22 protein-coding genes, 4 tRNA genes, 1 rRNA gene, 1 other RNA gene and 1 riboswitch are annotated in these 26972 nt (G+C 53.2%); of the genes, 10 read left to right on the top strand and 18 right to left on the bottom strand.

Annotation, left to right across the window (positions count from 1 at the left end; translation table 11 throughout):
• Positions 1-10: 10 nt before the first annotated feature.
• On the bottom strand, positions 11-778 hold the full coding sequence (nudC, locus tag ACTJJ1_RS24870; RefSeq protein ID WP_006323154.1) for an NAD(+) diphosphatase: 768 nt from the start codon (positions 776-778) through the stop codon (positions 11-13).
• A gap of 99 nt (positions 779-877) precedes the next feature.
• On the opposite strand from nudC, the gene ACTJJ1_RS24865 reads away from it, so the two are divergent.
• The 8 genes from ACTJJ1_RS24865 (at position 878) to ACTJJ1_RS24830 (ending at position 7903) form a co-directional block, all read left to right on the top strand.
• On the top strand, positions 878-1381 hold the full coding sequence (locus tag ACTJJ1_RS24865; protein WP_004953964.1) for an Rsd/AlgQ family anti-sigma factor: 504 nt from the start codon (positions 878-880) through the stop codon (positions 1379-1381).
• A 39-nt stretch (positions 1382-1420) separates the two neighbouring features.
• Positions 1421-1544: riboswitch (TPP riboswitch) on the top strand.
• Positions 1545-1659: 115 nt separating this feature from the next.
• The gene (gene thiC, locus ACTJJ1_RS24860; protein ID WP_241686373.1) at positions 1660-3603 is read left to right on the top strand and encodes a phosphomethylpyrimidine synthase ThiC; all 1944 of its coding nucleotides are present in this window, start codon (positions 1660-1662) and stop codon (positions 3601-3603) included.
• Positions 3596-4234, top strand: a complete 639-nt coding sequence (gene thiE / locus ACTJJ1_RS24855; protein ID WP_208904538.1) for a thiamine phosphate synthase — start codon at positions 3596-3598, stop codon at positions 4232-4234. The genes thiC and thiE overlap by 8 nt, the downstream gene beginning before the upstream one ends.
• A 4-nt stretch (positions 4235-4238) precedes the next feature.
• Positions 4239-4988: a HesA/MoeB/ThiF family protein gene (locus tag ACTJJ1_RS24850; protein ID WP_006323151.1), complete on the top strand. Its 750-nt coding sequence runs from the start codon at positions 4239-4241 to the stop codon at positions 4986-4988.
• Positions 4985-5185, top strand: a complete 201-nt coding sequence (thiS, locus tag ACTJJ1_RS24845; RefSeq protein ID WP_004953956.1) for a sulfur carrier protein ThiS — start codon at positions 4985-4987, stop codon at positions 5183-5185. The genes ACTJJ1_RS24850 and thiS overlap by 4 nt, the downstream gene beginning before the upstream one ends.
• 1 nt (position 5186) lies before the next feature.
• Positions 5187-5966 carry a thiazole synthase gene (locus ACTJJ1_RS24840; protein ID WP_325987489.1) on the top strand — a complete coding sequence of 260 codons (780 nt, stop codon included), beginning with the start codon at positions 5187-5189 and terminating at the stop codon, positions 5964-5966.
• Positions 5966-7099: a 2-iminoacetate synthase ThiH gene (gene thiH, locus ACTJJ1_RS24835; protein WP_440835725.1), complete on the top strand. Its 1134-nt coding sequence runs from the start codon at positions 5966-5968 to the stop codon at positions 7097-7099. Before ACTJJ1_RS24840 ends, thiH begins: the two co-directional genes overlap by 1 nt.
• A gap of 378 nt (positions 7100-7477) precedes the next feature.
• The gene (locus ACTJJ1_RS24830; protein ID WP_006323139.1) at positions 7478-7903 is read left to right on the top strand and encodes a thioesterase family protein; all 426 of its coding nucleotides are present in this window, start codon (positions 7478-7480) and stop codon (positions 7901-7903) included.
• Positions 7904-7984: 81 nt separating this feature from the next.
• On the opposite strand, the gene rpoC is transcribed toward ACTJJ1_RS24830, so the two are convergent.
• The 14 genes from rpoC to ACTJJ1_RS24760 all read right to left on the bottom strand — a co-directional run bounded on the left by rpoC (position 7985) and on the right by ACTJJ1_RS24760 (position 22259).
• Complete coding sequence (gene rpoC / locus ACTJJ1_RS24825; protein WP_004953943.1) at positions 7985-12208, bottom strand: DNA-directed RNA polymerase subunit beta'; 4224 nt, start codon at positions 12206-12208, stop codon at positions 7985-7987.
• A gap of 118 nt (positions 12209-12326) precedes the next feature.
• Complete coding sequence (gene rpoB / locus ACTJJ1_RS24820; protein ID WP_004953940.1) at positions 12327-16355, bottom strand: DNA-directed RNA polymerase subunit beta; 4029 nt, start codon at positions 16353-16355, stop codon at positions 12327-12329.
• 329 nt (positions 16356-16684) lie between these two features.
• Positions 16685-17050, bottom strand: coding sequence for a 50S ribosomal protein L7/L12 (rplL, locus tag ACTJJ1_RS24815; protein ID WP_006323137.1), 366 nt, complete (start codon positions 17048-17050; stop codon positions 16685-16687).
• Positions 17051-17112: 62 nt separating this feature from the next.
• Positions 17113-17610: a 50S ribosomal protein L10 gene (gene rplJ, locus ACTJJ1_RS24810; RefSeq protein ID WP_004953935.1), complete on the bottom strand. Its 498-nt coding sequence runs from the start codon at positions 17608-17610 to the stop codon at positions 17113-17115.
• A gap of 330 nt (positions 17611-17940) precedes the next feature.
• Positions 17941-18645 carry a 50S ribosomal protein L1 gene (rplA, locus tag ACTJJ1_RS24805; protein WP_004953932.1) on the bottom strand — a complete coding sequence of 235 codons (705 nt, stop codon included), beginning with the start codon at positions 18643-18645 and terminating at the stop codon, positions 17941-17943.
• 3 nt (positions 18646-18648) lie between these two features.
• Positions 18649-19077 carry a 50S ribosomal protein L11 gene (rplK, locus tag ACTJJ1_RS24800; RefSeq protein ID WP_006323135.1) on the bottom strand — a complete coding sequence of 143 codons (429 nt, stop codon included), beginning with the start codon at positions 19075-19077 and terminating at the stop codon, positions 18649-18651.
• Between the two features lie 158 nt (positions 19078-19235).
• Positions 19236-19781: a transcription termination/antitermination protein NusG gene (nusG, locus tag ACTJJ1_RS24795; protein ID WP_004953928.1), complete on the bottom strand. Its 546-nt coding sequence runs from the start codon at positions 19779-19781 to the stop codon at positions 19236-19238.
• Between the two features lies 1 nt (position 19782).
• Positions 19783-20166 carry a preprotein translocase subunit SecE gene (gene secE, locus ACTJJ1_RS24790; protein WP_006323134.1) on the bottom strand — a complete coding sequence of 128 codons (384 nt, stop codon included), beginning with the start codon at positions 20164-20166 and terminating at the stop codon, positions 19783-19785.
• 258 nt (positions 20167-20424) lie between these two features.
• On the bottom strand, positions 20425-21609 hold the full coding sequence (gene tuf, locus ACTJJ1_RS24785; protein WP_004951192.1) for an elongation factor Tu: 1185 nt from the start codon (positions 21607-21609) through the stop codon (positions 20425-20427).
• Between the two features lie 109 nt (positions 21610-21718).
• Positions 21719-21794 (bottom strand) — tRNA-Thr (locus tag ACTJJ1_RS24780).
• Positions 21795-21800: 6 nt separating this feature from the next.
• Positions 21801-21875, bottom strand: a tRNA-Gly gene (locus tag ACTJJ1_RS24775).
• A gap of 37 nt (positions 21876-21912) precedes the next feature.
• Positions 21913-22028: non-coding RNA, RtT sRNA (locus ACTJJ1_RS24770), on the bottom strand.
• A 46-nt stretch (positions 22029-22074) separates the two neighbouring features.
• Positions 22075-22159: transfer RNA gene (locus ACTJJ1_RS24765), tRNA-Tyr, on the bottom strand.
• Positions 22160-22183: 24 nt separating this feature from the next.
• A tRNA-Thr gene (locus ACTJJ1_RS24760) sits at positions 22184-22259 on the bottom strand.
• Between the two features lie 409 nt (positions 22260-22668).
• On the opposite strand from ACTJJ1_RS24760, the gene ACTJJ1_RS24755 reads away from it, so the two are divergent.
• Entirely contained in the window at positions 22669-23217 is a 549-nt protein-coding gene (locus ACTJJ1_RS24755; RefSeq protein ID WP_004954040.1) for a GNAT family N-acetyltransferase, read from the top strand.
• Between the two features lie 219 nt (positions 23218-23436).
• Entirely contained in the window at positions 23437-24387 is a 951-nt protein-coding gene (gene coaA / locus ACTJJ1_RS24750) for a type I pantothenate kinase (protein WP_004954043.1), read from the top strand.
• Positions 24388-24433: 46 nt separating this feature from the next.
• On the opposite strand, the gene birA is transcribed toward coaA, so the two are convergent.
• The 3 genes from birA to rrf form a co-directional block, all read right to left on the bottom strand.
• Complete coding sequence (birA, locus tag ACTJJ1_RS24745) at positions 24434-25396, bottom strand: bifunctional biotin--[acetyl-CoA-carboxylase] ligase/biotin operon repressor BirA (RefSeq protein ID WP_006323128.1); 963 nt, start codon at positions 25394-25396, stop codon at positions 24434-24436.
• Positions 25393-26430, bottom strand: a complete 1038-nt coding sequence (murB, locus tag ACTJJ1_RS24740; RefSeq protein ID WP_202292017.1) for a UDP-N-acetylmuramate dehydrogenase — start codon at positions 26428-26430, stop codon at positions 25393-25395. Before murB ends, birA begins: the two co-directional genes overlap by 4 nt.
• A 434-nt stretch (positions 26431-26864) precedes the next feature.
• Positions 26865-26972 (bottom strand): 5S ribosomal RNA (gene rrf / locus ACTJJ1_RS24735); the annotation flags it as partial.

Raw genomic sequence — 26972 nt, 5'->3', positions numbered from 1 at the left:
TTGTAGCGATTTATTGCTCACGGCATAAGGCTACGGTGTCCTCTATCAGGCGGCGCGCCACGGTGCCGGGTGGCGGCAACAGCGGCAACTGGTCATAACGGTACCAGCCGGCGTTCAGCAGCTCTTTCGGATCGTGACGAATCTCACCGCGGTGGTAATCAGCCATAAAGGCCATCATCAGCGAATGCGGGAACGGCCAGGGTTGAGAAGTCACATAACGCAGGTTTTTGATTTCAATATTACTTTCTTCCATCACCTCGCGTGCGGCCGCTTGCTCCAGCGTTTCGCCGACCTCGACAAAACCGGCCAGCACAGTATGAATGCCGCCGCGATGACGCACATGCTGCGCCAGCAGGATCTCATCGTCACGCCGAATAGCGACGATCACGCAGGGTGCAATCTGCGGGTAGTAACGCTCCCGACAGTGACCGCACAAGCAGGCGCTCTCGGTACGGCTCAGGTGCATCTCATGGCCGCAATAACCGCAGAAGCGATGAGAGCGGTAAAAATCGGCCAGTTGCACGCCGCGCCCGGCAAGCTGAAACAACCCGCGATCGAGTTCGAGCAGTTGACGCACCGAGCCCATATCCTGCGGCATCGTCTGGCGCACCAACCACACCGGCAGCCCTTCCCATTCACCAATGGTGCGCGCCATTCGCCCCTGCAGGGAAAACGACGACGCCGAACCGAACGGCAATTCACCGCGCGGTAACCAAAGTTTGCTTTCATGGCTGACGATCCACCAGCCATTTTCATTACCCGTTAATGCAAGTTCCATATCGTTGTTGCACAACCTCAGCTTCACTGGCACTCTACAAATCGGCCTTGTTACATTTTAATAACTTACTGTTACTTTTTATTACTTACGGAGTCAAACATGCTCAACCGTTTGGAAAGCCTGACTCAGCGCGTTGGTGGTAGTAATGAATTAGTTGATCAATGGCTTCAGGCGCGCAAGCAGTTGCTCGTCGCCTATTGCACCCTCGTGGGCATCAAACCGAACAAAGAAAAGCATACGCCGCTGAATGAAAAAGCGCTGGAGAACTTTTGCCATAATTTGGTGGATTATCTCTCTGCCGGGCATTTTCATATCTATGACAGAATTATCAAACAAGTGGAAGCCGCACCCAGTCCGAAAATGTCGCTATCGGTAAACATCTATCCCAAACTTTGGGTCAATACCGAGCAGATCATGACTTTCCACGATCGCTATACCGAAGTAGATATCGATCAGGACGTGTGCATGGAATTCCACCGGGCGCTCTCGGATATCGGTGAAACACTTGAGGCACGCTTTGCCCTGGAAGATAAGCTGATCCAACTGGCGACCAAAGCCTCGCAGCAACCTCTGCCGGATAAAGCGGTGGATCAGACGCGTTAGAATTTTGTAGTTTTTTTTATTAACCCTCCTATACTGGAGGGCATCTTGTCGGAGTGCCTAGCGCTGATTTGCTCATCAAATTGGCCAGGCTGAGACCGTTAATTCGGGATCCGCGGAACCTGATCGGGTTAATACCCGCGAAGGGAACAAGAGTAATCTATCGCCACTGGCAGGGCTTCCCGAACGGGGATACCTCCGCCTTGCCGGCCAGTATCATTACTCCCTCCGAGCTCCAGACAAGCAATTTTCCCCACTCATCACACTGGTAGGAATTTGCTATGTCTAACGTTAAAAAACCGCGCGCCCGTAAAGAACAGCGCGAAGAAGCCCAGCAGTTTATCGACACTCTGCAAGGCGTATCCTTTCCCAATTCACACCGCATCTATCTGCAAGGCTCGCGCAGCGATGTGCGGGTCCCGATGCGTGAAATCCAGCTCAGCCCGACGCTGATTGGCGGTGACAAAGACAACCCGCAATACGAGCAGAACGAAGCTATCCCGGTATATGATACCGCCGGCCCGTACGGCGATCCGCAATCCGAGCTCGATGTGCATCGCGGCCTGGCGAAACTGCGCGCCGGCTGGATCGAAGAACGTGGCGATACCGAAGCCCTCAAAGGCGTCAGTTCAGGGTTCACTCAGCAGCGTCTGGCAGACGAAGGGTTGGATCATCTGCGCTTCGAACATCTGCCGCTGCCGCGCAAGGCGCAGCCGGGCAAATGCGTCACCCAGTTGCACTACGCTCGCGCCGGCATCGTCACCCCAGAAATGGAATTCATCGCCATCCGCGAAAACATGGGCCGCGAGCGTATCCGCGGCGAAGTGCTGCGCCACCAGCATCCCGGTCAAAGCTGGGGCGCCAACCTGCCGCAAAACATCACGCCGGACTTCGTTCGCCAGGAAGTGGCCGCCGGCCGCGCCATCATTCCCGCTAACATCAACCACCCGGAATCCGAACCGATGATCATCGGCCGTAACTTCCTGGTGAAGGTCAATGCCAATATCGGCAATTCGGCAGTGACTTCGTCGATCGAAGAAGAAGTGGAGAAGCTGGTGTGGTCAACCCGCTGGGGCGCAGACACCGTGATGGATTTGTCCACCGGCCGCTATATCCACGAAACCCGTGAATGGATCCTGCGTAACAGCCCGGTACCGATCGGCACGGTGCCTATCTATCAGGCGCTGGAAAAAGTGAACGGCGTGGCCGAGAACCTGACCTGGGAAATGTTCCGCGATACACTGCTGGAGCAGGCGGAGCAAGGCGTCGACTACTTCACCATCCACGCCGGTGTGCTGCTGCGTTATGTGCCGATGACCGCCAAACGCCTGACCGGCATCGTCTCTCGTGGCGGTTCGATCATGGCCAAGTGGTGCCTGTCGCATCATCAGGAAAACTTCCTGTATCAACACTTCCGCGAAATTTGTGAAATCTGCGCCGCCTACGACGTATCGCTGTCGCTGGGTGACGGCCTGCGCCCCGGTTCGATTCAGGACGCCAACGACGAAGCGCAGTTCGCTGAGCTACACACGCTGGGCGAACTGACAAAAATCGCCTGGGAATATGACGTGCAAGTGATGATCGAAGGCCCAGGTCACGTGCCGATGCAGATGATCCGCCGCAACATGACCGAAGAGCTGGAACACTGCCACGAAGCGCCGTTCTATACCTTAGGCCCATTGACCACCGATATCGCCCCCGGTTATGACCACTTCACCTCCGGCATAGGGGCCGCGATGATCGGCTGGTTCGGCTGCGCCATGCTGTGCTACGTAACGCCGAAGGAACACCTGGGCCTGCCGAACAAAGAAGACGTGAAGCAGGGATTGATCACCTACAAGATCGCCGCCCACGCTGCTGACTTGGCCAAAGGCCACCCAGGTGCGCAAATCCGTGATAACGCCATGTCCAAAGCTCGCTTCGAATTCCGCTGGGAAGATCAGTTCAATCTGGCGCTCGATCCCGCCACCGCCCGTGCCTATCACGACGAAACCCTGCCGCAGGAGTCCGGCAAAATCGCCCATTTCTGCTCAATGTGCGGGCCGAAGTTCTGCTCGATGAAGATCTCGCAAGAGGTGCGCGACTACGCCGCCGCGCAGGAAGCGGCCAAGCCGATAGAGGTGCAGCTAACCGGTATGGAGAAGATGTCGGCCGAGTTCCGTTCACGGGGCAGCGAGCTGTACCACAGCGTCGGTAACCTGCAGGAGGAGATGAACAATGACTGATATCGCCACGCCTTTCCCCGCCACGCCGCACAGGTTGGGGTTATACCCGGTCGTCGACAGCGTTGAATGGATTGCCCGCCTGCTGGAGGCGGGCGTGACCACGATCCAACTGCGCATCAAGGATTTGCCGGATGAGCAAGTCGAGGATGATATCGCCGCCGCCATAGCCCTCGGCAAGCAATATCACGCCCGGCTGTTTATCAACGACTACTGGCAACTGGCGATTAAGCACGGCGCCTATGGCGTGCACCTCGGTCAGGAAGATTTGGATACCACCGATCTGGCGGCGATCCATCGGGCAGGATTACGGCTTGGCGTATCCACCCATGACGATACCGAATTAGCCCGGGCAATCGCAGTTAAACCCTCCTATATCGCGCTGGGACACATCTTCCCAACCCAAACCAAAGAGATGCCTTCCGCACCTCAAGGCCTGGCTGAGCTGAAACGCCATGTCGCCGGGCTGGGTGACTACCCAACGGTGGCGATCGGCGGGATCGGGATTGATCGCGTGGCGGCAGTGCTGGATTGCGGCGTCGGCAGCGTAGCCGTAGTCAGCGCTATCACCAAGGCTCCGGACTGGCGTGTGGCCACCGCGCAGCTTTTGCAACTGATCGAAGGCAAGGAGTGATTCGATGCTTAACGATCAAGAATTTCTGCGCTACAGCCGTCAGCTGCTGCTGGAGGACGTGGGCCCGCAAGGCCAGGAAAAGCTTAAACAGGCGTCGGTTTTGCTGGTCGGACTGGGGGGCTTAGGTTCCCCCGCCGCACTCTATCTGGCCGCTGCCGGCGTCGGCACGCTGCTGTTGGCCGATGACGATACGCTGCATATCACCAACCTGCAGCGTCAGATCCTCTACCGCAGTACCGACGTTTCCAAAAGCAAAGCCGCTCTGGCGCAGCGTCAGTTGCAGGCGCTGAATCCGCAGGTGGAATCCATCGCGCTGGAACAGCGTCTGCAGGGAAAAACCTTGCAAGATGCCGTGGAGCGCGCCGATCTGATCCTGGATTGCAGCGATAACATGACAACCCGCCATGAGGTGAACGCCGCCTGTATCGCCGCCGGCAAACCGTTGATCAGCGGCAGCGCGGTCGGCTTCAGCGGCCAGTTGCTGGTGATTGAACCGCCCTATGCCCACGGCTGCTACGCCTGTCTGTACCCGGAGCAAACCGAGCCGCAACGCAACTGCCGCACCGCAGGCGTGCTCGGCCCGGTAGTTGGCGTCATTGGCACCCTGCAGGCGCTCGAGGCGATAAAAATGCTGGCGGGCATGCCCTCGTCGCTCAGCGGCAAGTTGCGGTTATTCGACGGCAAGCAGCAAAGCTGGAGTACGTTGCAGCTCAGCCAGGCAAGCACCTGCCCGGTATGCGGAGGCGCGGCATGAAAATCCGGCTGAATGACCAACCGCTGGAACTGGCGCAACCACTGAGCGTCACCGCCCTGCTTGAGCAGTTGGAACGCCACCAGCCAGGCACCGCACTGGCGATTAACCAAACTATCATCCCGCGCGCCGATTGGGCTAACCACCAGGTGCAGGACGGTGATGACATCCTGCTGTTTCAAGCGATTGCCGGAGGCTGACATGCTGCAAATCGCCGATACCACCTTTACCTCACGCCTGTTTACCGGCACCGGAAAATTCGCCACCCCTGCGCTGATGCTGGACGCGCTGCAAGCCTCCGGCTCGCAACTAGTGACCATGGCGATGAGGCGCGTTGACCTGCGCGGCGGCAACGATGCCATTCTTGCGCCACTTCAACAGTTGGGCGTGCGCCTGTTACCCAATACTTCGGGCGCCAAAACCGCCGCTGAAGCCGTGTTTGCCGCCCGACTGGCGCGTGAGGCGCTTGGCACCCATTGGGTAAAACTGGAAATTCATCCCGACGTGAAATATCTGCTGCCGGACCCGATTGAAACCTTGAAAGCGGCTGAAACGCTGGTTAAAGAGGGCTTTGTGGTATTGCCCTACTGCGGCGCCGATCCGGTGTTGTGTAAACGGCTGGAAGAGGTGGGTTGCGCAGCGGTGATGCCGCTCGGCGCACCGATAGGCTCCAATCGTGGGCTGCGGACCCGCGACTTCCTGGAAATCATTATCGAACAGGCCAAAGTGCCGGTGGTGGTCGATGCCGGCATCGGTGCGCCAAGCCATGCGCTGGAGGCGATGGAACTGGGTGCCGATGCGGTGCTGGTGAATACGGCAATCGCCGTGGCGCACGACCCGGTACAAATGGCGCGCGCGTTCCGTTTGGCACTGGAAGCCGGTGAGCTGGCTCGCCAGGCCGGTTTGGGTGGCCGCAGCCGCAATGCAGTGGCCTCCAGCCCACTGACCGCCTTCCTTAGCCAACCTGGGGAGGCGTTGTGATGGCAGATGATTTCAGTAGCCGCTGGCAACAGCTCGATTGGGACGATATCTCGCTGCGCATCAACGGTAAAACTGCGCTGGATGTCGAACGGGCGCTCAATGCGGAAAAATTGACGCGTGAAGACTTTATGGCGTTGATCTCACCCGCAGCTGCGCCCTACCTGGAGCCGCTGGCGCAGCGTGCACAACAGCTGACGCGCCAACGCTTTGGCAACGTGGTCGGCTTCTACGTGCCGCTGTACCTGTCCAACCTGTGCGCCAACGACTGCACCTATTGCGGTTTCTCGATGAGTAACCACATCAAACGCAAAACGCTCAATGCTATCGAGATCGAGCGCGAATGCCTGGCGATTAAGGCATTGGGTTTCGAGCACCTGTTGCTGGTCACCGGCGAACACCAGACCAAGGTCGGCATGAACTATTTTCGCGATCATATTCCGGCGATCCGCACCCACTTCAGCTCGCTGATGATGGAGGTGCAGCCGTTGGCGCAGGAGGAATATGCCGAGCTGAAAACGCTGGGGTTGGACTGTGTGCTGGTGTACCAGGAAACCTATCATCCTTCCACTTACCAACAACATCACCTGCGCGGCCAGAAACAGGACTTTCACTGGCGGCTGGCCACGCCGGATCGTCTCGGCCGCGCGGGGATCGACAAGATCGGCCTTGGCGCGCTAATCGGGCTTTCCAATAGCTGGCGCACCGATTGCTACATGTTGGCCGAACACCTGTTCTATCTCCAGCAAACTTACTGGCAGAGCCGCTACTCAATTTCATTCCCGCGTCTGCGTCCCTGCGCCGGCGGCATCGAACCGGCATCAATCATGAGCGAACCGCAACTCGTACAGTTAATCTGCGCCTTTCGCCTTTTCGCTCCTGACGTAGAGCTTTCTCTGTCGACACGCGAGTCGCCGTTCTTCCGCGATCATATGATCCCGGTAGCGATCAACAGCGTCAGCGCCGGCTCCAAAACCCAACCCGGCGGCTATGCCGACGATGTGCCGCCTGAACTGGAACAGTTCGAACCACACGACGGCCGCACACCGCAACAGGTGTCGCAAGCTATCAGCGACGCCGGTTTGCAGCCGGTATGGAAAGACTGGGACGGATATCTGGGGCGTAGCGCGCAGTAATTTGCAATCTTTGCAGCACCGTTGGAAATGCCATGGAAGCACAGCGCAAAGCCTGCAGAGGCTGCTGGTATGGGAAATCAGCGCGGCTATAGTGGCGATGCTGGCTTCCGAATCCGGCACCAGCCGGAGCCGCTATTTTCTCAACGGCTCTGCTTACCAACCCCCGGATCGCGCCGGATACCCTCCCGCGCGACTCCGGGACCTCCTAATGTTTGACTCCTCCCGCATTCATCTCACCGGTCTTTTGACAAAATAAACTGGTTGGACCACATTTAAAGTCTGATCGCCGAAGCGGTCTGATAACTCTGCGAGATAACCACTATGAATCTATACCTGCGACTGATCTGGGTTTTACTCTCATCGTGCTGGAAACCGCGTATGTCGATGGACGCTTTGACCAACCAGTTGGCGACCCGAGTTTGGCTGAATGACATCGACCTCAATCTGCATATGAACAATGGCCGCTACATGACGGTATGCGACCTGAACCGGGTCGATTTGTTTATCCGCACCGGCCTGATGGCGTTGATGCTTAAACGACGCTGGTCACCGATCATCAGCCAGCACACCATGGATTACAAAAAGGCGCTGCAGCCGTTCCAGCGCTATCAGGTCAGCATGAGCATTACCCACTGGGACGAACGCTATTTCTATGCCACCCATACTTTCAGCGTTGGCGACCGGATCGTCGCTCAGGGCACCTCGCGGGCGGTAATTTTAGGGCGAGAAGGTGTGGTCGCACCGGACGTGGTGGTAGCAAGCGTCCGGCAGTATCAACAGGTCAAGGGTTTTGCCGGCGTGTGATACGGGCGAAAAAAAACCGCCCCCGAAGGAGCGGTTTATCTGGCAAGGTCCGGCATACCGGCCCCCAAGGCATATCAACGATTACTCGTCGTTACCGCCCAGGTTACCTGCGTTCAGCAATTCAGCCAGGTTAGCTGTCGCTTCTTCCGCGCTTACCTGCGGAACAACCGGCACTTCACCCTGTGCTTTACGGCGCATACGATCCTGGTGATAAGCGTAACCGGTACCGGCTGGGATCAGACGGCCCACGATGACGTTCTCTTTCAGGCCGCGCAGTTCATCACGCTTACCGGCAACAGCCGCTTCGGTCAGAACGCGCGTCGTTTCCTGGAACGATGCTGCGGAGATGAAGGACTCGGTCGCCAAGGAAGCCTTGGTGATACCCAGCAGATCGCGTGAGAAGGTTGCCTCGATTTTACCTGCGGCAGCAAGTTGACGGTTGGCAATCTTAACGCGAGACACTTCAGCCTGCTCGCCTTCCAGGAACTCGGTGCTACCAGCACTAACGATGGTGCCTTTACGCAGCATCTGACGAACGATAACTTCGATGTGTTTATCGTTAATCTTAACGCCTTGCAGACGGTAAACTTCCTGCACTTCGTTGGTGATGTAGCGGGTAACCGCATGCACACCACGCAGACGCAGAATGTCGTGCGGAGACTCTGGGCCGTCAGAAACAACGTCGCCACGCTCCACAATTTCGCCTTCAAACACGTTGAGCTGACGCCATTTTGGAATCATCTCTTCGTATGCGTCGCTGCCGTCCAGCGGAGAGATTACCAGGCGACGTTTGCCTTTGGTCTCTTTACCGAACGAGATAATCCCGCTGATCTCAGCCAGGATTGCCGGCTCTTTCGGACGACGAGCTTCGAACAGGTCCGCAACGCGTGGCAGACCACCGGTAATATCCTTGGTACCGCCGGATTCCTGAGGAATACGCGCCAGGGTATCACCCGCACCGATCTGAATGCCGTCTTCCAACTGCACAATCGCTTTACCTGGCAGGAAGTATTGAGCAGGCATATCAGTACCTGGGATCAATACGTCGTCGCCTTTGGCATCAACGATTTTCAGTGCCGGACGCAGGTCTTTACCGCTACCGGTACGCTCTGCGCTGTCCAGAACGACCAGAGAAGACAAACCGGTCAGTTCGTCGGTCTGGCGAGTAATGGTCTGGCCATCAACCATATCAGCAAAGCGAATGAAACCACTCACTTCGGTGATAACTGGCATGGTGTGCGGATCCCAGTTAGCAACGGTTTCGCCGCCGTTAACTTCTGCACCGTCACCTTTGCCCATGACAGAACCGTAAGGCACTTTATAGCGTTCTTTGGTACGGCCGAATTCGTCGATCAACTTCAGTTCGGTGTTACGAGAGGTGATCACCAGCTTGCCTGTGGCGTTCATAACGAACTTCACATTGCTCAGCTTCAGCGTACCCTTGTTTTTCACCTGGATGCTGGATTCAGCAGCCGCACGAGATGCCGCACCACCGATGTGGAACGTACGCATCGTCAGCTGTGTACCCGGCTCACCGATTGACTGTGCCGCGATAACGCCGATAGCTTCGCCTTTGTTGATGATGTGACCACGTGCCAGGTCGCGACCATAGCAGTTTGCACACACACCAAAGTCGGTTTCACAGCTAACTACGGAACGGACTTTAACGCTGTCGACAGAGTTCTCTTCCAACAGGTCACAAGTCTTCTCATGCAGCAGCGTGTTGCGTGGAACCAGAATGTCCGCCGTACCCGGCTTGATGACATCTTCTGCAGTTACACGGCCCAGAACGCGTTCGCGCAGTGGCTCTTTAACGTCGCCACCTTCGATAACCGGAGTCATCGTGATGCCGTTGTGAGTACCACAGTCGTCTTCGGTAACCACCAGATCCTGCGCCACGTCAACCAGACGACGGGTCAGATAACCGGAGTTAGCCGTTTTCAGTGCGGTATCCGCCAAACCTTTACGAGCACCGTGAGTGGAGATGAAGTACTGGAGTACGTTCAGACCTTCACGGAAGTTCGCTGTGATTGGCGTTTCGATGATGGAACCGTCCGGCTTCGCCATCAGACCACGCATACCGGCCAGCTGACGAATCTGAGCGGCGGAACCACGCGCACCGGAGTCGGCCATCATAAAGATGCTGTTGAAGGAAACTTGCTGTTCCACAACGCCGTCACGGTTAACCACGTCTTCAACCGACAGGTTTTCCATCATCGCTTTAGCAACACGTTCGTTCGCCGCAGCCCAGATATCGATCACTTTGTTGTAACGTTCACCGGCGGTGACCAAACCAGACTGGAACTGCTCCTGGATTTCGGCAACTTCGGTTTCCGCTTCTTCGATGATCTCCGCTTTCTTGGCCGGGATAACCATGTCATCGATACCTACTGAAGCGCCTGAACGGGCAGCATAGGCAAAACCGGTATACATGATTTGGTCAGCAAAGATAACGGTCGGCTTCAGGCCCAGGATGCGGTAACAAGTGTTCAGCATCTTGGAGATCGCTTTCTTGCCCAAAGGCTGGTTAACGATCGCGTACGGCAGACCTTTTGGCACGATCATCCACAGGATGGCGCGACCAACGGTAGTGTCGACGATCGAAGTCTGATGTACAGACTCGCCTTCGGTGTTTTTGATCTCTTCAGTGATACGCACTTTGACACGCGCATGCAGAGAGGCCAGACCGGCGCGGTAAATACGTTCCGCTTCTTTCGGGCCGCTCAGCACCATGCCTTCGCCTTTGGCGTTAACACAGTCACGGGTCATGTAGTACAGACCCAGTACAACGTCCTGAGAAGGAACGATGATTGGCTCGCCGTTCGCAGGTGACAGGATGTTGTTGGTAGACATCATCAACGCACGCGCTTCCAGCTGGGCTTCCAGCGTCAACGGTACGTGTACAGCCATTTGGTCACCATCGAAGTCGGCGTTGTATGCCGCACAAACCAGCGGGTGCAGCTGGATTGCCTTGCCTTCGATCAGAACCGGTTCAAACGCCTGGATACCCAAACGGTGCAGGGTTGGCGCACGGTTCAGCAGTACCGGGTGTTCGCGGATAACTTCGTCCAGGATGTCCCAAACGACAGCTTCTTCGCGCTCAACCATTTTCTTGGCGGCTTTGATGGTCGTGGCCAGGCCACGCAGTTCCAGCTTGCCGTAGATGAACGGTTTGAACAGCTCCAGCGCCATTTTCTTAGGCAGACCGCACTGATGCAGACGCAGGTATGGACCTACGGTGATTACAGAACGACCGGAGTAGTCAACACGTTTACCCAACAGGTTCTGACGGAAACGACCCTGCTTACCTTTGATCATGTCGGCCAAAGATTTCAGAGGACGTTTGTTGGAACCGGTGATCGCACGACCGCGACGGCCGTTATCCAGCAGGGCATCTACCGCTTCTTGCAGCATACGCTTTTCGTTGCGTACGATGATGTCAGGCGCGGCCAGATCCAGCAGGCGTTTCAGACGGTTGTTACGGTTGATAACGCGGCGATACAGATCGTTCAGATCTGAAGTCGCGAAACGGCCGCCATCCAGCGGAACCAGCGGACGCAGATCCGGCGGCAGTACCGGCAGCACGGTCAGGATCATCCACTCTGGCTTGTTGCCAGACTGCACGAACGCTTCCAGCAGCTTGATACGCTTGGTCAGCTTCTTACGCTTGGTTTCGGAGTTGGTTTCGTTCAGCTCTTCACGCAGTTGCTCGCATTCCGCTTCCAGATCCATGTTTTTCAACAGGGCCTGAATTGCTTCCGCACCCATCTTGGCGTCGAATTCGTCACCGAACTCTTCCAGCGCATCCAGATACTGCTCTTCAGTCAGGATCTGACGACGCTCGAGGTTGGTCATACCGCCTTCAACAACCACATAGGATTCGAAGTACAGTACACGTTCGATGTCACGCAGCGGCATATCCAGCAGCAAACCGATGCGCGAAGGCAGCGATTTCAGGAACCAGATGTGCGCAGTCGGTGAAGCCAGCTCGATGTGGCCCATGCGCTCACGGCGCACTTTGGTTTGGGTCACTTCAACGCCGCACTTCTCACAGATCACGCCGCGGTGTTTTAAGCGCTTGTACTTACCGCACAGGCACTCATAGTCTTTTACCGGCCCAAAGATACGGGCGCAGAAAAGGCCGTCACGTTCTGGTTTGAACGTACGGTAGTTAATGGTTTCCGGCTTCTTAACTTCACCGAACGACCACGAACGGATCATATCTGGCGATGCCAGAGCAATCTTGATCGCATCAAACTCTTCGGTCTTAGTTTGCGCTTTCAGAAACTTCAATAAGTCTTTCACGGATTGGCTCCTGTCGGAGTTAAACCTGTTGGGCGCACGCTGACAAATCGCGCGCCCGTGTGACCTGAACAACCACCCTCAGGCTCCCTAAGGCCGGGAGCCTGAGCCGGAAAAACGATTACTCGTCTTCCAGTTCGATGTTGATACCGAGCGAGCGGATTTCTTTCAACAGTACGTTGAAGGACTCCGGCATGCCTGGTTCCATGCGGTGATCGCCATCCACGATGTTTTTGTACATCTTGGTACGGCCGTTAACGTCATCCGACTTAACGGTGAGCATTTCCTGCAGGGTATAAGCTGCGCCGTATGCTTCCAGTGCCCACACTTCCATCTCACCGAAGCGTTGACCACCGAACTGCGCCTTACCACCCAGCGGCTGCTGAGTAACCAAGCTGTACGAACCGGTTGAACGGGCGTGCATTTTATCGTCAACCAAGTGGTTCAGTTTCAGCATGTACATATAGCCAACGGTAACCTGGCGCTCGAACTGCTCACCGGTACGGCCATCGAACAGCGTAATCTGACCAGAGGTTGGGATTCCGCCCATTTCCAGCAGTTGCTTGATTTCACTCTCTTTCGCACCATCAAACACCGGCGTGGCGATTGGCATACCTTTTTTCAGGTTCTCTGCCAGACGCAGTACTTCGTCGTCGGTGAAAGTGTTCAGGTCAACTTTCTGGCAGACATTGTCGCCCAGATCGTAAGCCTTCTGAATGAACTCACGCAGCTTGGCCACTTCCTGATGCTGCTTCAGCATTTGGTTGATCTTCTCACCAATGCCTTTCGCAGCCATACCCAAGTGGGTTTCCAGGATCTGACCGATGTTCATACGTGATGGTACGCCCAGCGGGTTCAGTACGATGTCAACCGGCGTGCCGTTTTCATCGTAAGGCATATCTTCGATCGGGTTGATCTTGGAGATAACACCCTTGTTACCGTGGCGGCCTGCCATCTTGTCACCCGGTTGAATCTGACGCTTAACGGCCAGATAAACCTTAACGATTTTCAGCACGCCTGGTGCCAGATCGTCGCCTTGGGTGATCTTACGACGCTTGGCGTCCAGCTTCTTCTCGAAGTCGGATTTCAGCTCGTCGTACTGCTCTGCCAGCTGTTCCAGCTGGTTTTGCTTCTCTTCGTCGGTCAGGCCCAGTTCCAGCCAGCGATCGCGTGGCAGCTTGCTCAGCTTCTCAGCTTCAACGCCACCGGCAACCAGCACCGCATGGATACGTGCAAACAGGCCAGCTTCCAGGATCTGCAGTTCTTCAGTCAGGTCTTTCTTCGCCTGCTTCAGCTGCATTTCTTCGATTTCCAACGCACGCTTGTCTTTGTCCACGCCATCGCGGGTGAAGACCTGCACGTCGATAACCGTACCGGAAACGCCGTTTGGTACACGCAGAGAAGAGTCTTTAACGTCAGACGCTTTCTCACCGAAGATCGCACGCAGCAGCTTCTCTTCTGGCGTCAGCTGGGTTTCACCTTTCGGCGTTACCTTACCTACCAGAATGTCGCCACCGGTCACTTCAGCACCGATATACACGATACCGGATTCATCCAGTTTGGAGAGCGCAGCTTCACCCACGTTAGGGATGTCGGCAGTGATCTCTTCAGGCCCCAGCTTGGTGTCGCGAGACACGCACGCCAGTTCCTGGATGTGGATGGTCGTGAAGCGATCTTCCTGAACCACACGCTCGGACACCAAGATGGAGTCTTCGAAGTTATAGCCGTTCCAAGGCATGAACGCCACGCGCATGTTCTGGCCCAGCGCCAGTTCACCCAGATCCGTGGACGGGCCATCTGCCAGCACGTCGCCGCGCTCGATTGGCTCACCCAGGTTCACACACGGCATCTGGTTGATGCAGGTGTTCTGGTTAGAACGGGTGTACTTGGTCAGGTTATAAATATCGATACCTGCTTCGCCCGCGAGCATCTCGTCTTCGTTAACTTTGATAACGATACGGGAAGCATCCACGTACTGGATCACGCCGCCACGTTTGGCTACGGCAGTAACACCGGAGTCAACCGCAACCGCACGTTCCATACCGGTACCTACCAGCGGCTTGTCAGCACGCAGAGTCGGAACCGCCTGACGTTGCATGTTCGCACCCATCAATGCACGGTTGGCGTCATCGTGTTCCAGGAATGGAATCAGTGAAGCACCAACGGAGACAACCTGCTGGGTCGATACGTCCATGTAGTCAACCTGATCGCGGCTAAACAGGCTTGATTCGCCTTTGCTACGACAGGTGACCAGGTCTTCTTCGAAGCGGCCGTCATCATCCAGGTTGGAGTTCGCCTGAGCGATAACGAAGTTGCCTTCTTCAATAGCAGACAGGTAGTTGATTTCATCGGTAACCAGACCGTCACGCACGCGGCGGTACGGGGTTTCCAGGAAGCCATACTCGTTGGTCTGTGCGTACACGGACAAGGAGTTGATCAGACCGATGTTTGGACCTTCCGGCGTTTCGATTGGACACACGCGACCATAGTGAGTCGGGTGTACGTCTCGAACTTCGAAGCCGGCGCGTTCACGGGTCAGACCACCTGGGCCCAATGCAGAGATACGACGTTTGTGCGTAATCTCGGACAACGGGTTGTTCTGGTCCATAAATTGAGACAGCTGGCTGGAGCCGAAGAACTCTTTCACCGCAGCCGAAATCGGCTTGGCGTTGATCATGTCCTGAGGCATCAGGGTGTCCAGATCGCCCAGGGACAGACGTTCTTTAACCGCACGCTCAACACGCACCAGGCCTACACGGAACTGGTTCTCAGCCATTTCGCCGACGGAACGAATACGACGGTTGCCCAAGTGGTCGATATCGTCCACTTCGCCTTTACCGTTACGGATATCGATGAGCTTCTTCATCACTTCAATGATGTCGTCTTTGCTCAGGATACCCGAACCTTCGATCTCGTCGCGCAGCAGGGAACGGTTGAACTTCATACGGCCAACCGCAGACAGATCGTAGCGGTCTTCAGAGAAGAACAGGTTCTCGAACAGGCTTTCGGCAGCTTCGCGCGTTGGCGGCTCACCAGGGCGCATCATGCGGTAGATTTCTACCAGTGCGCTCAGACGATCGCTGGTTGGGTCGACACGTAGAGTCTCAGAGATATACGCACCGTGATCCAGATCGTTGGTGAACAGCGTTTCGATACGTTTGTGGCCTGACTGGCTCAGTTTGGCCAGCAAATCCAGCGACAGCTCCATGTTGGCTGCGCAGATCAGCTCACCGGTATTGGTATCGATATAGTCCTTCGCGACCACTTTGCCCGCAATGTACTCAACCGGTACTTCAATACTCTGAATTTCGTCTTTTTCGAGCTGACGGATATGACGAGCGGTGATACGACGGCCTTTCTCAATGTAGATCTTGCCGTTGGCTTCGATATCAAACGAAGCAGTTTCACCACGCAGACGCTCTGGAACCAGCTCCATCTGCAGCTTGTTATCACGGATCTCGAACACAACTTTCGCAAAGAACAGGTCAAGGATCTGCTCAGTGGTGAATTGCAGCGCGCGCAGAATGATGGTCGCAGGCAGTTTACGGCGACGGTCAATACGCACGAACAGGTTGTCTTTCGGGTCAAACTCGAAATCCAACCATGAACCGCGGTAAGGGATGATACGTGCGTTGTACAGCACTTTACCCGAGGAGTGGGTTTTACCCTTATCGCTGTCAAAGAATACGCCAGGACTACGGTGAAGCTGAGATACGATAACCCTCTCAGTACCGTTGATCACAAAGGTACCGTTTTCGGTCATGAGCGGAATTTCGCCCATATAGACTTCTTGTTCCTTGATGTCTTTGACCGTACCTTCCGGAGCTTCGCGCTCATAGATTACCAGGCGCAGTTTTACGCGCAGCGGTGCAGAATACGTCACACCACGGATCTGGCACTCTTTGACGTCGAACACCGGCTCACCAAGACGGTAGCTAACGTATTGCAGCTCCGAATTGCCACTGTAGCTCTGGATAGGGAAAACAGAACGGAATGCGGCTTCAAGGCCGTACTGCCCTTCTGGGTCTTGCTCGATAAACTTCTGGAACGAGTCAAGCTGGATAGAAAGGAGATATGGTATGTCCAGAACTTGTGGACGCTTACCAAAATCCTTACGAATACGTTTTTTCTCGGTATAGGAGTAAACCATAGGGTTCCTCAGCTCGCTGATCAGTGACCCAATCTGTCCGTCCGGATAGAGGACGGTTCATGCAACACCATTTTGTGGATCGGAAAGCGGGAACACTTTCCGCAATACTCGTTTCTATCACGCTTAAATCATTTCATCGCACTATGCGGCAGATTCGGCTGCTGCAGGGAGGGCAATATATTAAGTCGTCGATAGAAAGAAATATTGGGGTTAGCCAGTAGCCAAACAGTGTGAAACTCTACTGACGCCCTACAGCGCAAAAAGGCTGGCGACCAAAAAGTCACCAGCCATCAGTCTGTTAAGTCAGACTGCACTCTGAGAAGTTAAACTTACTTAACTTCAACAGAAGCGCCAGCTTCTTCCAGAGCTTTTTTCAGTGCTTCAGCGTCGTCTTTGCTGATGCCTTCTTTCAGTACTGCTGGAGCAGATTCTACCAGGTCTTTAGCTTCTTTCAGGCCCAGACCGGTTGCGCCACGTACTGCTTTGATAACTGCAACCTTGTTGCCGCCGATAGCAGACAGAACAACGTCGAATTCAGTTTTTTCTTCAACAACTTCAGCAGCAGCAGCAGGACCTGCAGCTACAGCAGCAGCAGAAACACCGAACTTCTCTTCCATAGCGGCGATCAGTTCAACGATTTCCATTACAGACAGAGCTGCAACGCCTTCGATAATTTGGTCTTTAGTGATAGACATAACAAAAGTTCCTAAAATTCAGAAATAGTTTAAATACGTAAGCAACGGATAAGAGAGAGGGCTTATGCCGCTTCTTTCTGATCGCGCAGTGCAGCCAGAGTGCGAACCAATTTGCCAGCAGCGGCTTCTTTCATGGTTGCCATCAGGCGTGCGATTGCTTCATCGTAAGTAGGCAGAGTTGCCAAGCGGTCAATTTGTGCCGCAGGGATCATCTCACCTTCAAAGGCCGCAGCTTTAATCTCGAACTTTGCATTCGCTTTCGCGAAATCTTTGAACAGACGAGCAGCAGCGCCCGGGTGTTCATGAGAAAATGCAATCAAGGTAGGACCGACAAACGTGTCTTTCAGGCATTCGAACGGAGTGCCTTCAACTACGCGACGCATCAGGGTGTTACGAACAACACGCATGTAAACGCCAGCTTCACGACCTGCTTTACGCAGTTCAGTCATTTTATCAACGGTAACGCCACGGGAATCCGCAACAACCGCAGACAGCGCGCCTTTGGCTACTTCGTTGACTTCAGCAACAATCGCTTGTTTGTCTTGAAGATTTAATGCCATTAGCTTTTTGCTCCTGGATTTAGCCGGGGGAAATCCCCGGCACTCACATCACTCTACACCTGGTGATAAATCACGCGGCGAGAGCGTTCAAACACGGTGAGCAGAATCCAGCAAAGACAATTTAAAATTTTCTTTAGGCTCTGTCACCGTCTACGCAGGAAGGATTAAGTACCTTTCGATACACCTGCGGTCTTGGACGGAGGCCTGGATAGGCCAGGCTCCAACCGAAAAATCTTTGTTCCGCTGATGGCTATTACCAATAGCGAAACCTTGGGGGATAAGATTCTAGACAAATCTTAACCCCAAGTCAAAGCGATAATCGCAAGGCGATTAGTTCGCTACAGCAGTCAGGCCGCTTTGATCGATAGCAACGCCAGCACCCATGGTGGTGGAGAGGCTAACTTTCTTGATGTACACGCCTTTAGCCTGAGATGGTTTTGCCTTTTTCAGCGCAACCAGCAGAGCTTCCAGGTTTTCTTTCAGCTTGTCTGACTCGAAATCAACCTTACCGATAGTGGTATGGATGATGCCGTTTTTGTCGTTACGGTAACGAACCTGGCCTGCTTTAGCGTTTTTCACTGCTTCAGCAACGTTCGGAGTAACGGTACCCACTTTCGGGTTTGGCATCAGGCCACGTGGACCCAGGATCTGGCCCAGTTGACCAACAACGCGCATTGCATCTGGAGAAGCAATAACAACGTCGAAGTTCATTTCGCCTTTCTTGATCAGGTCTGCCAGATCTTCCATACCTACCAGCTCTGCGCCAGCAGCTTTAGCTGCTTCAGCGTTAGGGCCTTGGGCAAATACGGCAACGCGAACGGAACGACCGGTGCCGTTTGGCAGAACGGTGGCGCCACGAACGTTTTGGTCAGATTTACGAGCGTCGATGCCGAGGTTAACAGCAACGTCAACGCTTTCTACGAATTTAGCAGTGGCCAGCTCTTTCAGCAGAGCAACAGCTTCGGTGATGTCATACTGTTTAGTAGCATCAACTTTGTCACGGATCACGCGCATGCGCTTGGTCAGCTTAGCCATTTCTTAATCCTCCACTACCAGGCCCATGGAACGAGCAGTACCTTCGATGGAGCGAGTCATCGCTTCAACGTTGGAACCAGTCATGTCCGCAGCTTTGGTTTCTGCGATTTCACGTACCTGAGCACTAGTCACTTTACCTACTTTGTCTTTGTTCGGCTTGCCTGAACCAGACTTGATACCAGCCGCTTTTTTCAGCAGAACTGCTGCTGGCGGGGTTTTGGTAACGAAAGTGAAGGAGCGGTCAGAATAAACAGTAATAACAACCGGAATCGGCAGACCTTTCTCAACGCTGTCAGTCTTAGCATTGAACGCCTTACAGAATTCCATGATGTTAACGCCTTGCTGACCCAGAGCTGGACCAACTGGCGGACTTGGGTTCGCCATACCGGCTGCAACTTGCAGCTTAACGTAGGCTTGTACTTTCTTGGCCATTTACAATTCCTCGGTTTGGGTAATAACGCCTCACAAGAGGCTCCCCGTGTTTCACCCCGCTCAACGAGCAAGGCCTATAAAAACAAAAGGCGCGAAATTATAGTTCAATTTCGCGCCTCTGACAAGCGGCAAAAAGCCACTTATTGCTGATTAATTGATCAGCCTTTTTCAACCTGAGCAAAATCCAGTTCCACCGGCGTTGCACGCCCAAAGATGGAAACAGAAACTTTCAGGCGGCTCTTCTCGTAGTCCACTTCTTCAACGACACCGTTGAAGTCAGCAAATGGACCATCGTTAACGCGGACCAGTTCACCCGGTTCGAACAGTGTTTTAGGACGCGGCTTATCACCAACCTGCTGTAGGCGGTTCATAATCGCATCTACTTCTTTATCGCTGATCGGTGCCGGACGGTCAGAGGTGCCGCCGATGAAACCCATTACGCGAGGAACACTGCGCACCAAGTGCCAGCTGGCGTCATTCATCACCATCTGAACCAACACATAGCCCGGGAAGAATTTGCGCTCGCTTTTACGACGTTGACCACCACGGATTTCAACAACTTCTTCCGTAGGGACCATCACTTCGCCGAACAGCTCTTCCATATCGTGCAGTTTGATATGTTCACGCAGCGATTGCGCAACGCGACCTTCAAAACCGGAAAACGCCTGAACGACGTACCAACGTTTTTTTGGAGCTTCAGACATTTTAGAACCTCAGGCCAGTAATAAACGATACCAGACGGACCAGAATACCATCCAGCCCCCACAGAATCAGCGACATCACGGCAGTTACCGCGGCAACGATCAACGTGGTATGTAGCGTTTCCTGACGAGTTGGCCAAATCACTTTGCGCACTTCAGTACGCGCTTCGCGCGCAAACGCAACGGTAGCTTTGCCTTTGGTGGTCATCAGCGCTATTGCGCCTGCAACGGCGATAACCACTACAACAGCCAGCGCACGTAATGGCAGACTGAAATCACGGTAGTAATAATTACCGACAATAGCCACAACCAACAGAACGGCGACGATCAGCCACTTAGCCGCTTCCAGGCCGCGCCCGCTCCCTTGAGCCTCGGTATTCGCACTCATAAACCAACCTGTCACAATGAATTCAGAACAGACAACTTTGCCTCACACCGCAAGGCAAACCAAACCGATCAGATGCTGCTTCGGCAGCATTTCGGTGTTTTACGCTATGACGTATCTCAGTCAATACGGTTTAAGAGCCCATCTCACCAATGATTATGACTGCAAAATCGCTGATGAGATAGGTTCTAGTTCACAGCGTAGAAAAAGGGCATCAAATGATGCCCTTTTACCGCGTGTCGCGTCAAATGTTATCAGCGATTAAGCGATAACTTTAGCAACAACACCAGCGCCAACAGTACGGCCGCCTTCACGGATTGCGAAACGCAGGCCGTCGTCCATCGCGATTGGGTGGATCAGGGTAACAACCATGTTCACGTTGTCACCTGGCATTACCATCTCTACGCCTTCTGGCAGTTCGATGGTACCGGTCACGTCAGTTGTACGGAAGTAGAACTGTGGACGGTAGCCTTTGAAGAATGGAGTATGACGACCACCTTCTTCTTTGCTCAGGATGTACACTTCTGAGTCAAATTTGGTGTGTGGCTTGATTGAACCTGGTTTAGCCAGGACCTGACCACGTTCGATATCTTCACGCTTGATACCACGCAGCAGAACACCCACGTTCTCACCAGCACGGCCTTCGTCCAGCAGTTTGCGGAACATTTCAACGCCGGTACAGGTAGACTTAACGGTGTCTTTGATACCCACGATTTCAACTTCTTCGCCAACTTTAACGATACCGCGCTCAACACGACCGGTAACAACGGTACCACGACCGGAGATGGAGAAGACGTCTTCGATTGGCAGCAGGAACGGCTTGTCGATAGCACGCTCTGGTTCTGGGATGTAAGAATCCAGGTAACCGGCCAGCTCGATGATTTTAGCTTCCCACTCTGGTTCGCCTTCCAGTGCTTTCAGCGCTGAACCACGAACAACCGGCAGGTCATCACCAGGGAAGTCGTAAGCAGACAGAAGTTCACGAACTTCCATTTCTACCAGTTCCAGCAGCTCTTCATCATCAACCATGTCGCATTTGTTCATGAATACGATGATGAAAGGAACGCCAACCTGACGACCCAGCAGGATGTGCTCACGGGTCTGAGGCATTGGGCCGTCAGTCGCAGCAACAACCAGGATCGCGCCGTCCATCTGAGCAGCACCGGTGATCATGTTTTTAACGTAGTCGGCGTGCCCTGGGCAGTCAACGTGCGCGTAGTGACGGCTTGGGGTGTCATATTCAACGTGAGAAGTGTTGATGGTGATACCACGAGCTTTTTCTTCTGGCGCGTTATCGATCTGGTCGAAAGCACGTGCAGAACCGCCGTAGGTTTTAGCCAGAACGGTGGTGATTGCTGCAGTCAGGGTAGTTTTACCGTGGTCAACGTGGCCGATAGTACCGACGTTAACGTGCGGTTTTGAACGTTCAAACTTTTCTTTAGACATCGATTGTCCCTCTAAGACACGGATAAATCGGTGGTATCACCACATCAACCAAGCATTTGCCTGTTGAATCCAGAACAGAAAGAAAATCAGGGGGCGAGATAATAAGAAGTGGTGCTGATAGGCAGATTCGAACTGCCGACCTCACCCTTACCAAGGGTGCGCTCTACCAACTGAGCTATATCAGCACATCTTGGAGCGGGCAGTGGGAATCGAACCCACATCATCAGCTTGGAAGGCTGAGGTAATAGCCATTATACGATGCCCGCATCCTGGAACTCGGCTACCTGACTTTTCTGTAGAATTTTTAGGTGGGAGAAGGATTGTTCGTCGCTTAACTCTCACCCTTCGAGCCTGCTGCGCTTTGCACTGCACAACTCGAACCTTGCTGAAGACTTTCGCCTTCCCCTTCCGCAAATTAACCGTTGCGAGTTATTCGCTGGTCAGTCAACTGCCGAAGGCAAGATTTGGTGGTGGGGGAAGGATTCGAACCTTCGAAGTCTGTGACGGCAGATTTACAGTCTGCTCCCTTTGGCCGCTCGGGAACCCCACCAGATTTTAACTACTGTGACTTGATTGGTGCCGGCTACCGGAATCGAACTGGTGACCTACTGATTACAAGTCAGTTGCTCTACCAACTGAGCTAAGCCGGCATCAAGTGCAGCGCATTCTAGGTAGAGCGAGCGACCTATGCAACAAAAAAATTGCGTTCCGTGCACTTTCGCTCACAAATCACCCAATTTTGCATGCTACCTGGCAATTCACACCGCACGACGTGCAAACATTCATCAATCACAAGCATCATTCTGCAAAAATCTATTGGATTTTTACAAGTGTTGACTCGGTATTTCTCCGTACTGGCCATCTCAAACCGATCGTTCGAATTTTGGCAAACTGTGAGCCAAGCCAATGCACCACAAAAATGCACCACAAAGAGGACACAGCCCTATGTGGATGCATAAACTGCGCTCAGATTTCATCGGCCTTGCCATCAATGCGTGCTTACCGTTTTGGCGCAGTTATTGCTTCTTTTCATTACCCCCCGCACAGGAGGAATCGCCAATGAAACTTGTTTTGATTAATGCTGCCACGTTACCTATTTACCGCGATGAGCTGGCCCGTCTATTAACCGATGCGGTTGCTCACGGCGCTTCTGTCGACTATGACACGTCGATTTCCCATGAGGATGCCGAGAGCTATTTCCACAGTCTGCGCCCGGCACTGGCCAAAGGAGAGCTGCTGCTGTGGATCGCCAGGGATGATAGTGGCGTCATCGGCACCGTGCAACTCGAGCTGTGCCAAAAACCGAATGGCCGCAATCGCGCTGAGGTACAAAAACTGTTGGTTCACAGCCGCGCACAGCGTAACGGTGTTGGGCATGCCTTAATGAAGGCATTAGAGAAGAGCGCCCTGCAGCAGCATCGAGGTTTGTTGTATCTGGATACTCAGGCCGGCTCAGCTGCAGAAGCCTTGTATCGTTCTCTTGGTTATCGCTGCCTAGGTGAGTTGCCGGATTATGCCGCCGCGCCAGATGGCAGTTACCATCCCACGGTGATTTATTACAAACGCCTGTTTGCCGTAAATCAACCTTTCCGCGCAATCGCCAGCTAGCATGAAAGCGGTATTATCACTGGATGATACCGCTTTGCGGTCCCTATCAATCAACTGCGCGCCGCCTCGCACAATTGACATAAACTCCTACTAATCGCCAACTTTTGCGAAAAAAGTCTACGCCAAAAACCAAGCTGTCTATAATATGCAGCTTGTTTATTATCTGGACTTGGCGTCTGGCGCCTTTCCCAACCTGCGTTAACAGGCAGAATTTGGCTTATGATAAAAAGAGATCAATCTTTAGCGACGCCTTACCTTCAGTTCGATCGTACCCAGTGGGCTGCGTTGCGAGATTCGGTGCCGCTGACGCTGTCAGAAGAAGAGATCGTTAAACTAAAAGGGATTAACGAAGATCTCTCTTTGGAAGAGGTAGCACAGATTTATCTGCCGCTATCGCGTCTGCTGAACTTCTATATCAGTTCCAACCTTCGTCGTCAGGCCGTACTTGAACAATTTCTCGGTACCGATGGTCAGAAAATTCCCTATGTCATCGGCATTGCCGGCAGCGTTGCCGTAGGTAAAAGCACTACCGCACGTTTACTCCAGGCATTACTTAGCAGTTGGCCGGAGCATCGGAGTGTTGAACTGATCACCACCGACGGTTTCCTGCACCCTAATAAGGTACTGAACGAACGGGGGTTGATGAAGAAAAAAGGATTCCCGCAGTCTTACGATATGCACAGCCTGGTGAAATTCGTTTCTGAGGTGAAATCCGGTGCCAAACGCGTGACGGCACCCGTATATTCCCACCTGATCTATGACGTTGTTCCGGATGGCAATAAAGTTATTGAGCAACCAGATATTCTTATTCTGGAAGGATTAAACGTATTACAGAGCGGAATGGATTACCCTCACGATCCACATCACGTATTTGTTTCTGACTTCGTTGATTTCTCAATATATGTCGATGCTCCTGAACAGTTGCTGCAAACCTGGTATATCAATCGGTTCCTGAAATTTCGTCAGGGTGCATTTTCTAATCCTGACTCTTATTTCCATAACTATGCAAAGCTGCCAGAACCGGAGGCCATTAACATTGCCACCCAACTATGGAACGAGATTAATGGATTGAATTTACAGCAAAACATCCTTCCAACCCGTGAGCGAGCCAGCCTGATAATGACGAAAAGCGCTAATCATGCGGTCGAACATGTGCGATTGAGAAAATAATGCTATAAAACAGATGGGGACAATGTTGGTCCCCTATCAATAATTATTATTCGGCGCTACGTAGAGATATTTCCCCCCCGATAAATGGCTTGATTGCACCATTCTGCTCAAGCAATAATGCCCCTTGCTGATCAATACCACGCGCAATGCCAAAAATTTGTTGTTCGCCAATTAGCAGTTTAACAGGCCGATCAATAAAGTTATCCAAAGCGCGCCATCGCGAAATGAAGGGTACCAGTCCATCAATCTCAAACTGCTGCAAAGATTGGCGCAACTCATTCAGCAAGGTTGCCGCAAGCTCATTGCGATCTATGCTAATTCCCGCTTCCTGCAGGTTTATCCAACCCTGATTGATAGCATTGGCATTGCTTTCTCGCATCGCCAAATTGATACCGGCGCCCATCACCAACTGCGCGGCATCACCGGTTTTTCCTGTTAATTCCACCAAGATACCAGCCAGTTTACGATCGTTGAGGTATAAATCGTTCGGCCATTTAACCCTGACCTCCTCAGCGCCAAGGCGTTGCAACACCTCTGCCATCACTATACCAATCACCAGGCTCAGACCCATTGCCGCTGCCGGTCCCTGCTCCAGACGCCAAAACATCGAAAGATACAGATTGGCGCCAAACGGCGATATCCATTGCCGCCCGCGTCGGCCACGCCCCGCCTGCTGATACTCAGCGACACAGGCATCACCCGATTGTAACTCAGTGATGCGGTCCAGAAGATATTGGTTGGTAGAGTCTACGACCGATAACACAGTTACACGCTTATCTGCCAGTTGACCGAGAATTCGTTTAGAATCCAGCAGTTGGATGGGAGCAGGCAGACTGTACCCTTTACCCGGCACGGTAAATACATCCAGACCCCACTCACGAATTGTCTGGATATGTTTATTAATCGCTGCGCGACTCATCCCGAGATACTCGCCAAGATGCTCTCCTGAATGGAAACTGCCGTCAGCCAATAGCGCAATTATCTTTAGTGGGACTTTGGAGTCTTTCATGAGAGAACTTCCACAGCATTACGTTCACCCGTCGCGCCGATAAAACGAACTTCAGGTTCCAGCCACACATCGAACTTCTTCGCTACCGTATTGCGTACATGGCGAGCCAAAGCGACTACGTCCTGGCTACTGGCATCACCCAGATTAACCAGAACAAGCGCCTGTTGGCGATGTACCGCCGCACCGCCAATTTGATAGCCCTTCAGCTCACACTGGTCGATCAACCAGCCGGCAGCCAGCTTCACCTGGCCATCCTGTTGTGGGTAATGTGGCATACCCGGGTAAAGAGCAACCAACTCAGCGCCCTTCTGCTCGCTGACCAGCGGGTTCTTGAAGAAACTACCTGCATTACCGGTAACCGCGGGATCAGGCAACTTACTGCGGCGCATTGCGCATACCGAATCAAATATCTGACGTGGCGTCACCGTTTCCGGATCCAGTTTCGTCAGATCGCCATAATTCAGCATCGGGCTCCACTGTTTACTCAGTCGCAAGCCTACGCCGACAATAATATGGCCGGTCTGAAAATCATGCTTGAAAATGCTGTCACGATAACCGAATCCGCACTCTGACATCGGGATACGATCGATGGCACCAGTATTAAAGTCCAGTAAATCAACGTAGTCGCATACACTTTTCAGTTCGATACCGTAAGCACCAATGTTTTGAATAGGTGCAGAACCGACCAGGCCCGGAATCAAAGCCAGGTTTTCCAGCCCAGGGATACCGTTATCCAACGTATTGCAGACCAAATCATGCCAGTTTTCACCGGCGCCAACATGAAGGTACCAGGCATCCGTCTCTTCTCTGATATCGATGCCTTTGAATTGATTGATCATGACCGTACCGGCAAAATCCTCAAGGAACAGGACATTACTTCCCTCACCGAGCACCAACAATGGCTCTTGACGCTTTTGCGTTTTCTGCCAAACCTTGATCATTAATTCGATTCTATCTGCAATGACCAGATGCGCTGCGTTAACCGGGAGCGCAAAGGTATTGTGTGTTTTTAAAGACGCACGTTCAGTAGACATAACGTTAAATACCTATACGGAAATAAACTTTTACCTAGTCTACTAGATTCGACGCGCTAGGCTAATATTTGTTTTTATTGATTTTAATTTAGCCAGGCAATCATCCATGTGGAATATACTTCCAATTGTTTTATAAGGAAATATTTATATAAATAGATGGGGTAATGTAATGAAGATAATGAGTGACGTGATTAATACAGGTATTATCTTAATTTGATGTCTATGCACACGTAGTACAATGCCTACTATTTAGTGCTTTTTATATGTATGAAATTATTTATCATTTTTAAAAATCGCTCCCACTTATGATTATAAGCATAACTTAAGCGGTCTTTTATTCGTGAAGTGGCGGTAAATTGAGCTGCATCCGGTGTTTCCTGCTCCCAAAGCAAAAAGCCTCATGCTTTCGCATGAGGCTTTCGACTTTATTTGATGCCTGGCAGTGTCCTACTCTCGCATGGGGAGACCCCACACTACCATCGGCGCTACGGCGTTTCACTTCTGAGTTCGGCATGGGGTCAGGTGGGACCACCGCGCTATTG

This window comes from Serratia sp. 22264 (assembly GCF_052045345.1).
In the GTDB taxonomy this organism is placed as follows: Bacteria; Pseudomonadota; Gammaproteobacteria; order Enterobacterales; family Enterobacteriaceae; genus Serratia; species Serratia plymuthica.
This window is presented reverse-complemented; position numbering and strand designations above follow the sequence as displayed.

What these genes read in the sequence shown, in the direction of transcription:
- rpoB (WP_004953940.1), bottom strand. Translation starts at nt 16,355, where the DNA reads ATGGTTTACTCCTATACCGAGAAAAAACGTATTCGTAAGGATTTTGGT.
- coaA (WP_004954043.1), top strand. Translation starts at nt 23,437, where the DNA reads ATGATAAAAAGAGATCAATCTTTAGCGACGCCTTACCTTCAGTTCGAT.
- murB (WP_202292017.1), bottom strand. Translation starts at nt 26,430, where the DNA reads ATGTCTACTGAACGTGCGTCTTTAAAAACACACAATACCTTTGCGCTC.
- thiC (WP_241686373.1), top strand. Translation starts at nt 1,660, where the DNA reads ATGTCTAACGTTAAAAAACCGCGCGCCCGTAAAGAACAGCGCGAAGAA.
- birA (WP_006323128.1), bottom strand. Translation starts at nt 25,396, where the DNA reads ATGAAAGACTCCAAAGTCCCACTAAAGATAATTGCGCTATTGGCTGAC.
- rplJ (WP_004953935.1), bottom strand. Translation starts at nt 17,610, where the DNA reads ATGGCATTAAATCTTCAAGACAAACAAGCGATTGTTGCTGAAGTCAAC.
- thiS (WP_004953956.1), top strand. Translation starts at nt 4,985, where the DNA reads ATGAAAATCCGGCTGAATGACCAACCGCTGGAACTGGCGCAACCACTG.
- thiE (WP_208904538.1), top strand. Translation starts at nt 3,596, where the DNA reads ATGACTGATATCGCCACGCCTTTCCCCGCCACGCCGCACAGGTTGGGG.
- rplL (WP_006323137.1), bottom strand. Translation starts at nt 17,050, where the DNA reads ATGTCTATCACTAAAGACCAAATTATCGAAGGCGTTGCAGCTCTGTCT.
- ACTJJ1_RS24865 (WP_004953964.1), top strand. Translation starts at nt 878, where the DNA reads ATGCTCAACCGTTTGGAAAGCCTGACTCAGCGCGTTGGTGGTAGTAAT.
- tuf (WP_004951192.1), bottom strand. Translation starts at nt 21,609, where the DNA reads ATGTCTAAAGAAAAGTTTGAACGTTCAAAACCGCACGTTAACGTCGGT.
- ACTJJ1_RS24830 (WP_006323139.1), top strand. Translation starts at nt 7,478, where the DNA reads ATGTCGATGGACGCTTTGACCAACCAGTTGGCGACCCGAGTTTGGCTG.
- ACTJJ1_RS24755 (WP_004954040.1), top strand. Translation starts at nt 22,669, where the DNA reads ATGAAACTTGTTTTGATTAATGCTGCCACGTTACCTATTTACCGCGAT.
- rplA (WP_004953932.1), bottom strand. Translation starts at nt 18,645, where the DNA reads ATGGCTAAGCTGACCAAGCGCATGCGCGTGATCCGTGACAAAGTTGAT.
- ACTJJ1_RS24840 (WP_325987489.1), top strand. Translation starts at nt 5,187, where the DNA reads ATGCTGCAAATCGCCGATACCACCTTTACCTCACGCCTGTTTACCGGC.
- ACTJJ1_RS24850 (WP_006323151.1), top strand. Translation starts at nt 4,239, where the DNA reads ATGCTTAACGATCAAGAATTTCTGCGCTACAGCCGTCAGCTGCTGCTG.
- nusG (WP_004953928.1), bottom strand. Translation starts at nt 19,781, where the DNA reads ATGTCTGAAGCTCCAAAAAAACGTTGGTACGTCGTTCAGGCGTTTTCC.
- nudC (WP_006323154.1), bottom strand. Translation starts at nt 778, where the DNA reads ATGGAACTTGCATTAACGGGTAATGAAAATGGCTGGTGGATCGTCAGC.
- thiH (WP_440835725.1), top strand. Translation starts at nt 5,966, where the DNA reads ATGGCAGATGATTTCAGTAGCCGCTGGCAACAGCTCGATTGGGACGAT.
- secE (WP_006323134.1), bottom strand. Translation starts at nt 20,166, where the DNA reads ATGAGTGCGAATACCGAGGCTCAAGGGAGCGGGCGCGGCCTGGAAGCG.
- rplK (WP_006323135.1), bottom strand. Translation starts at nt 19,077, where the DNA reads ATGGCCAAGAAAGTACAAGCCTACGTTAAGCTGCAAGTTGCAGCCGGT.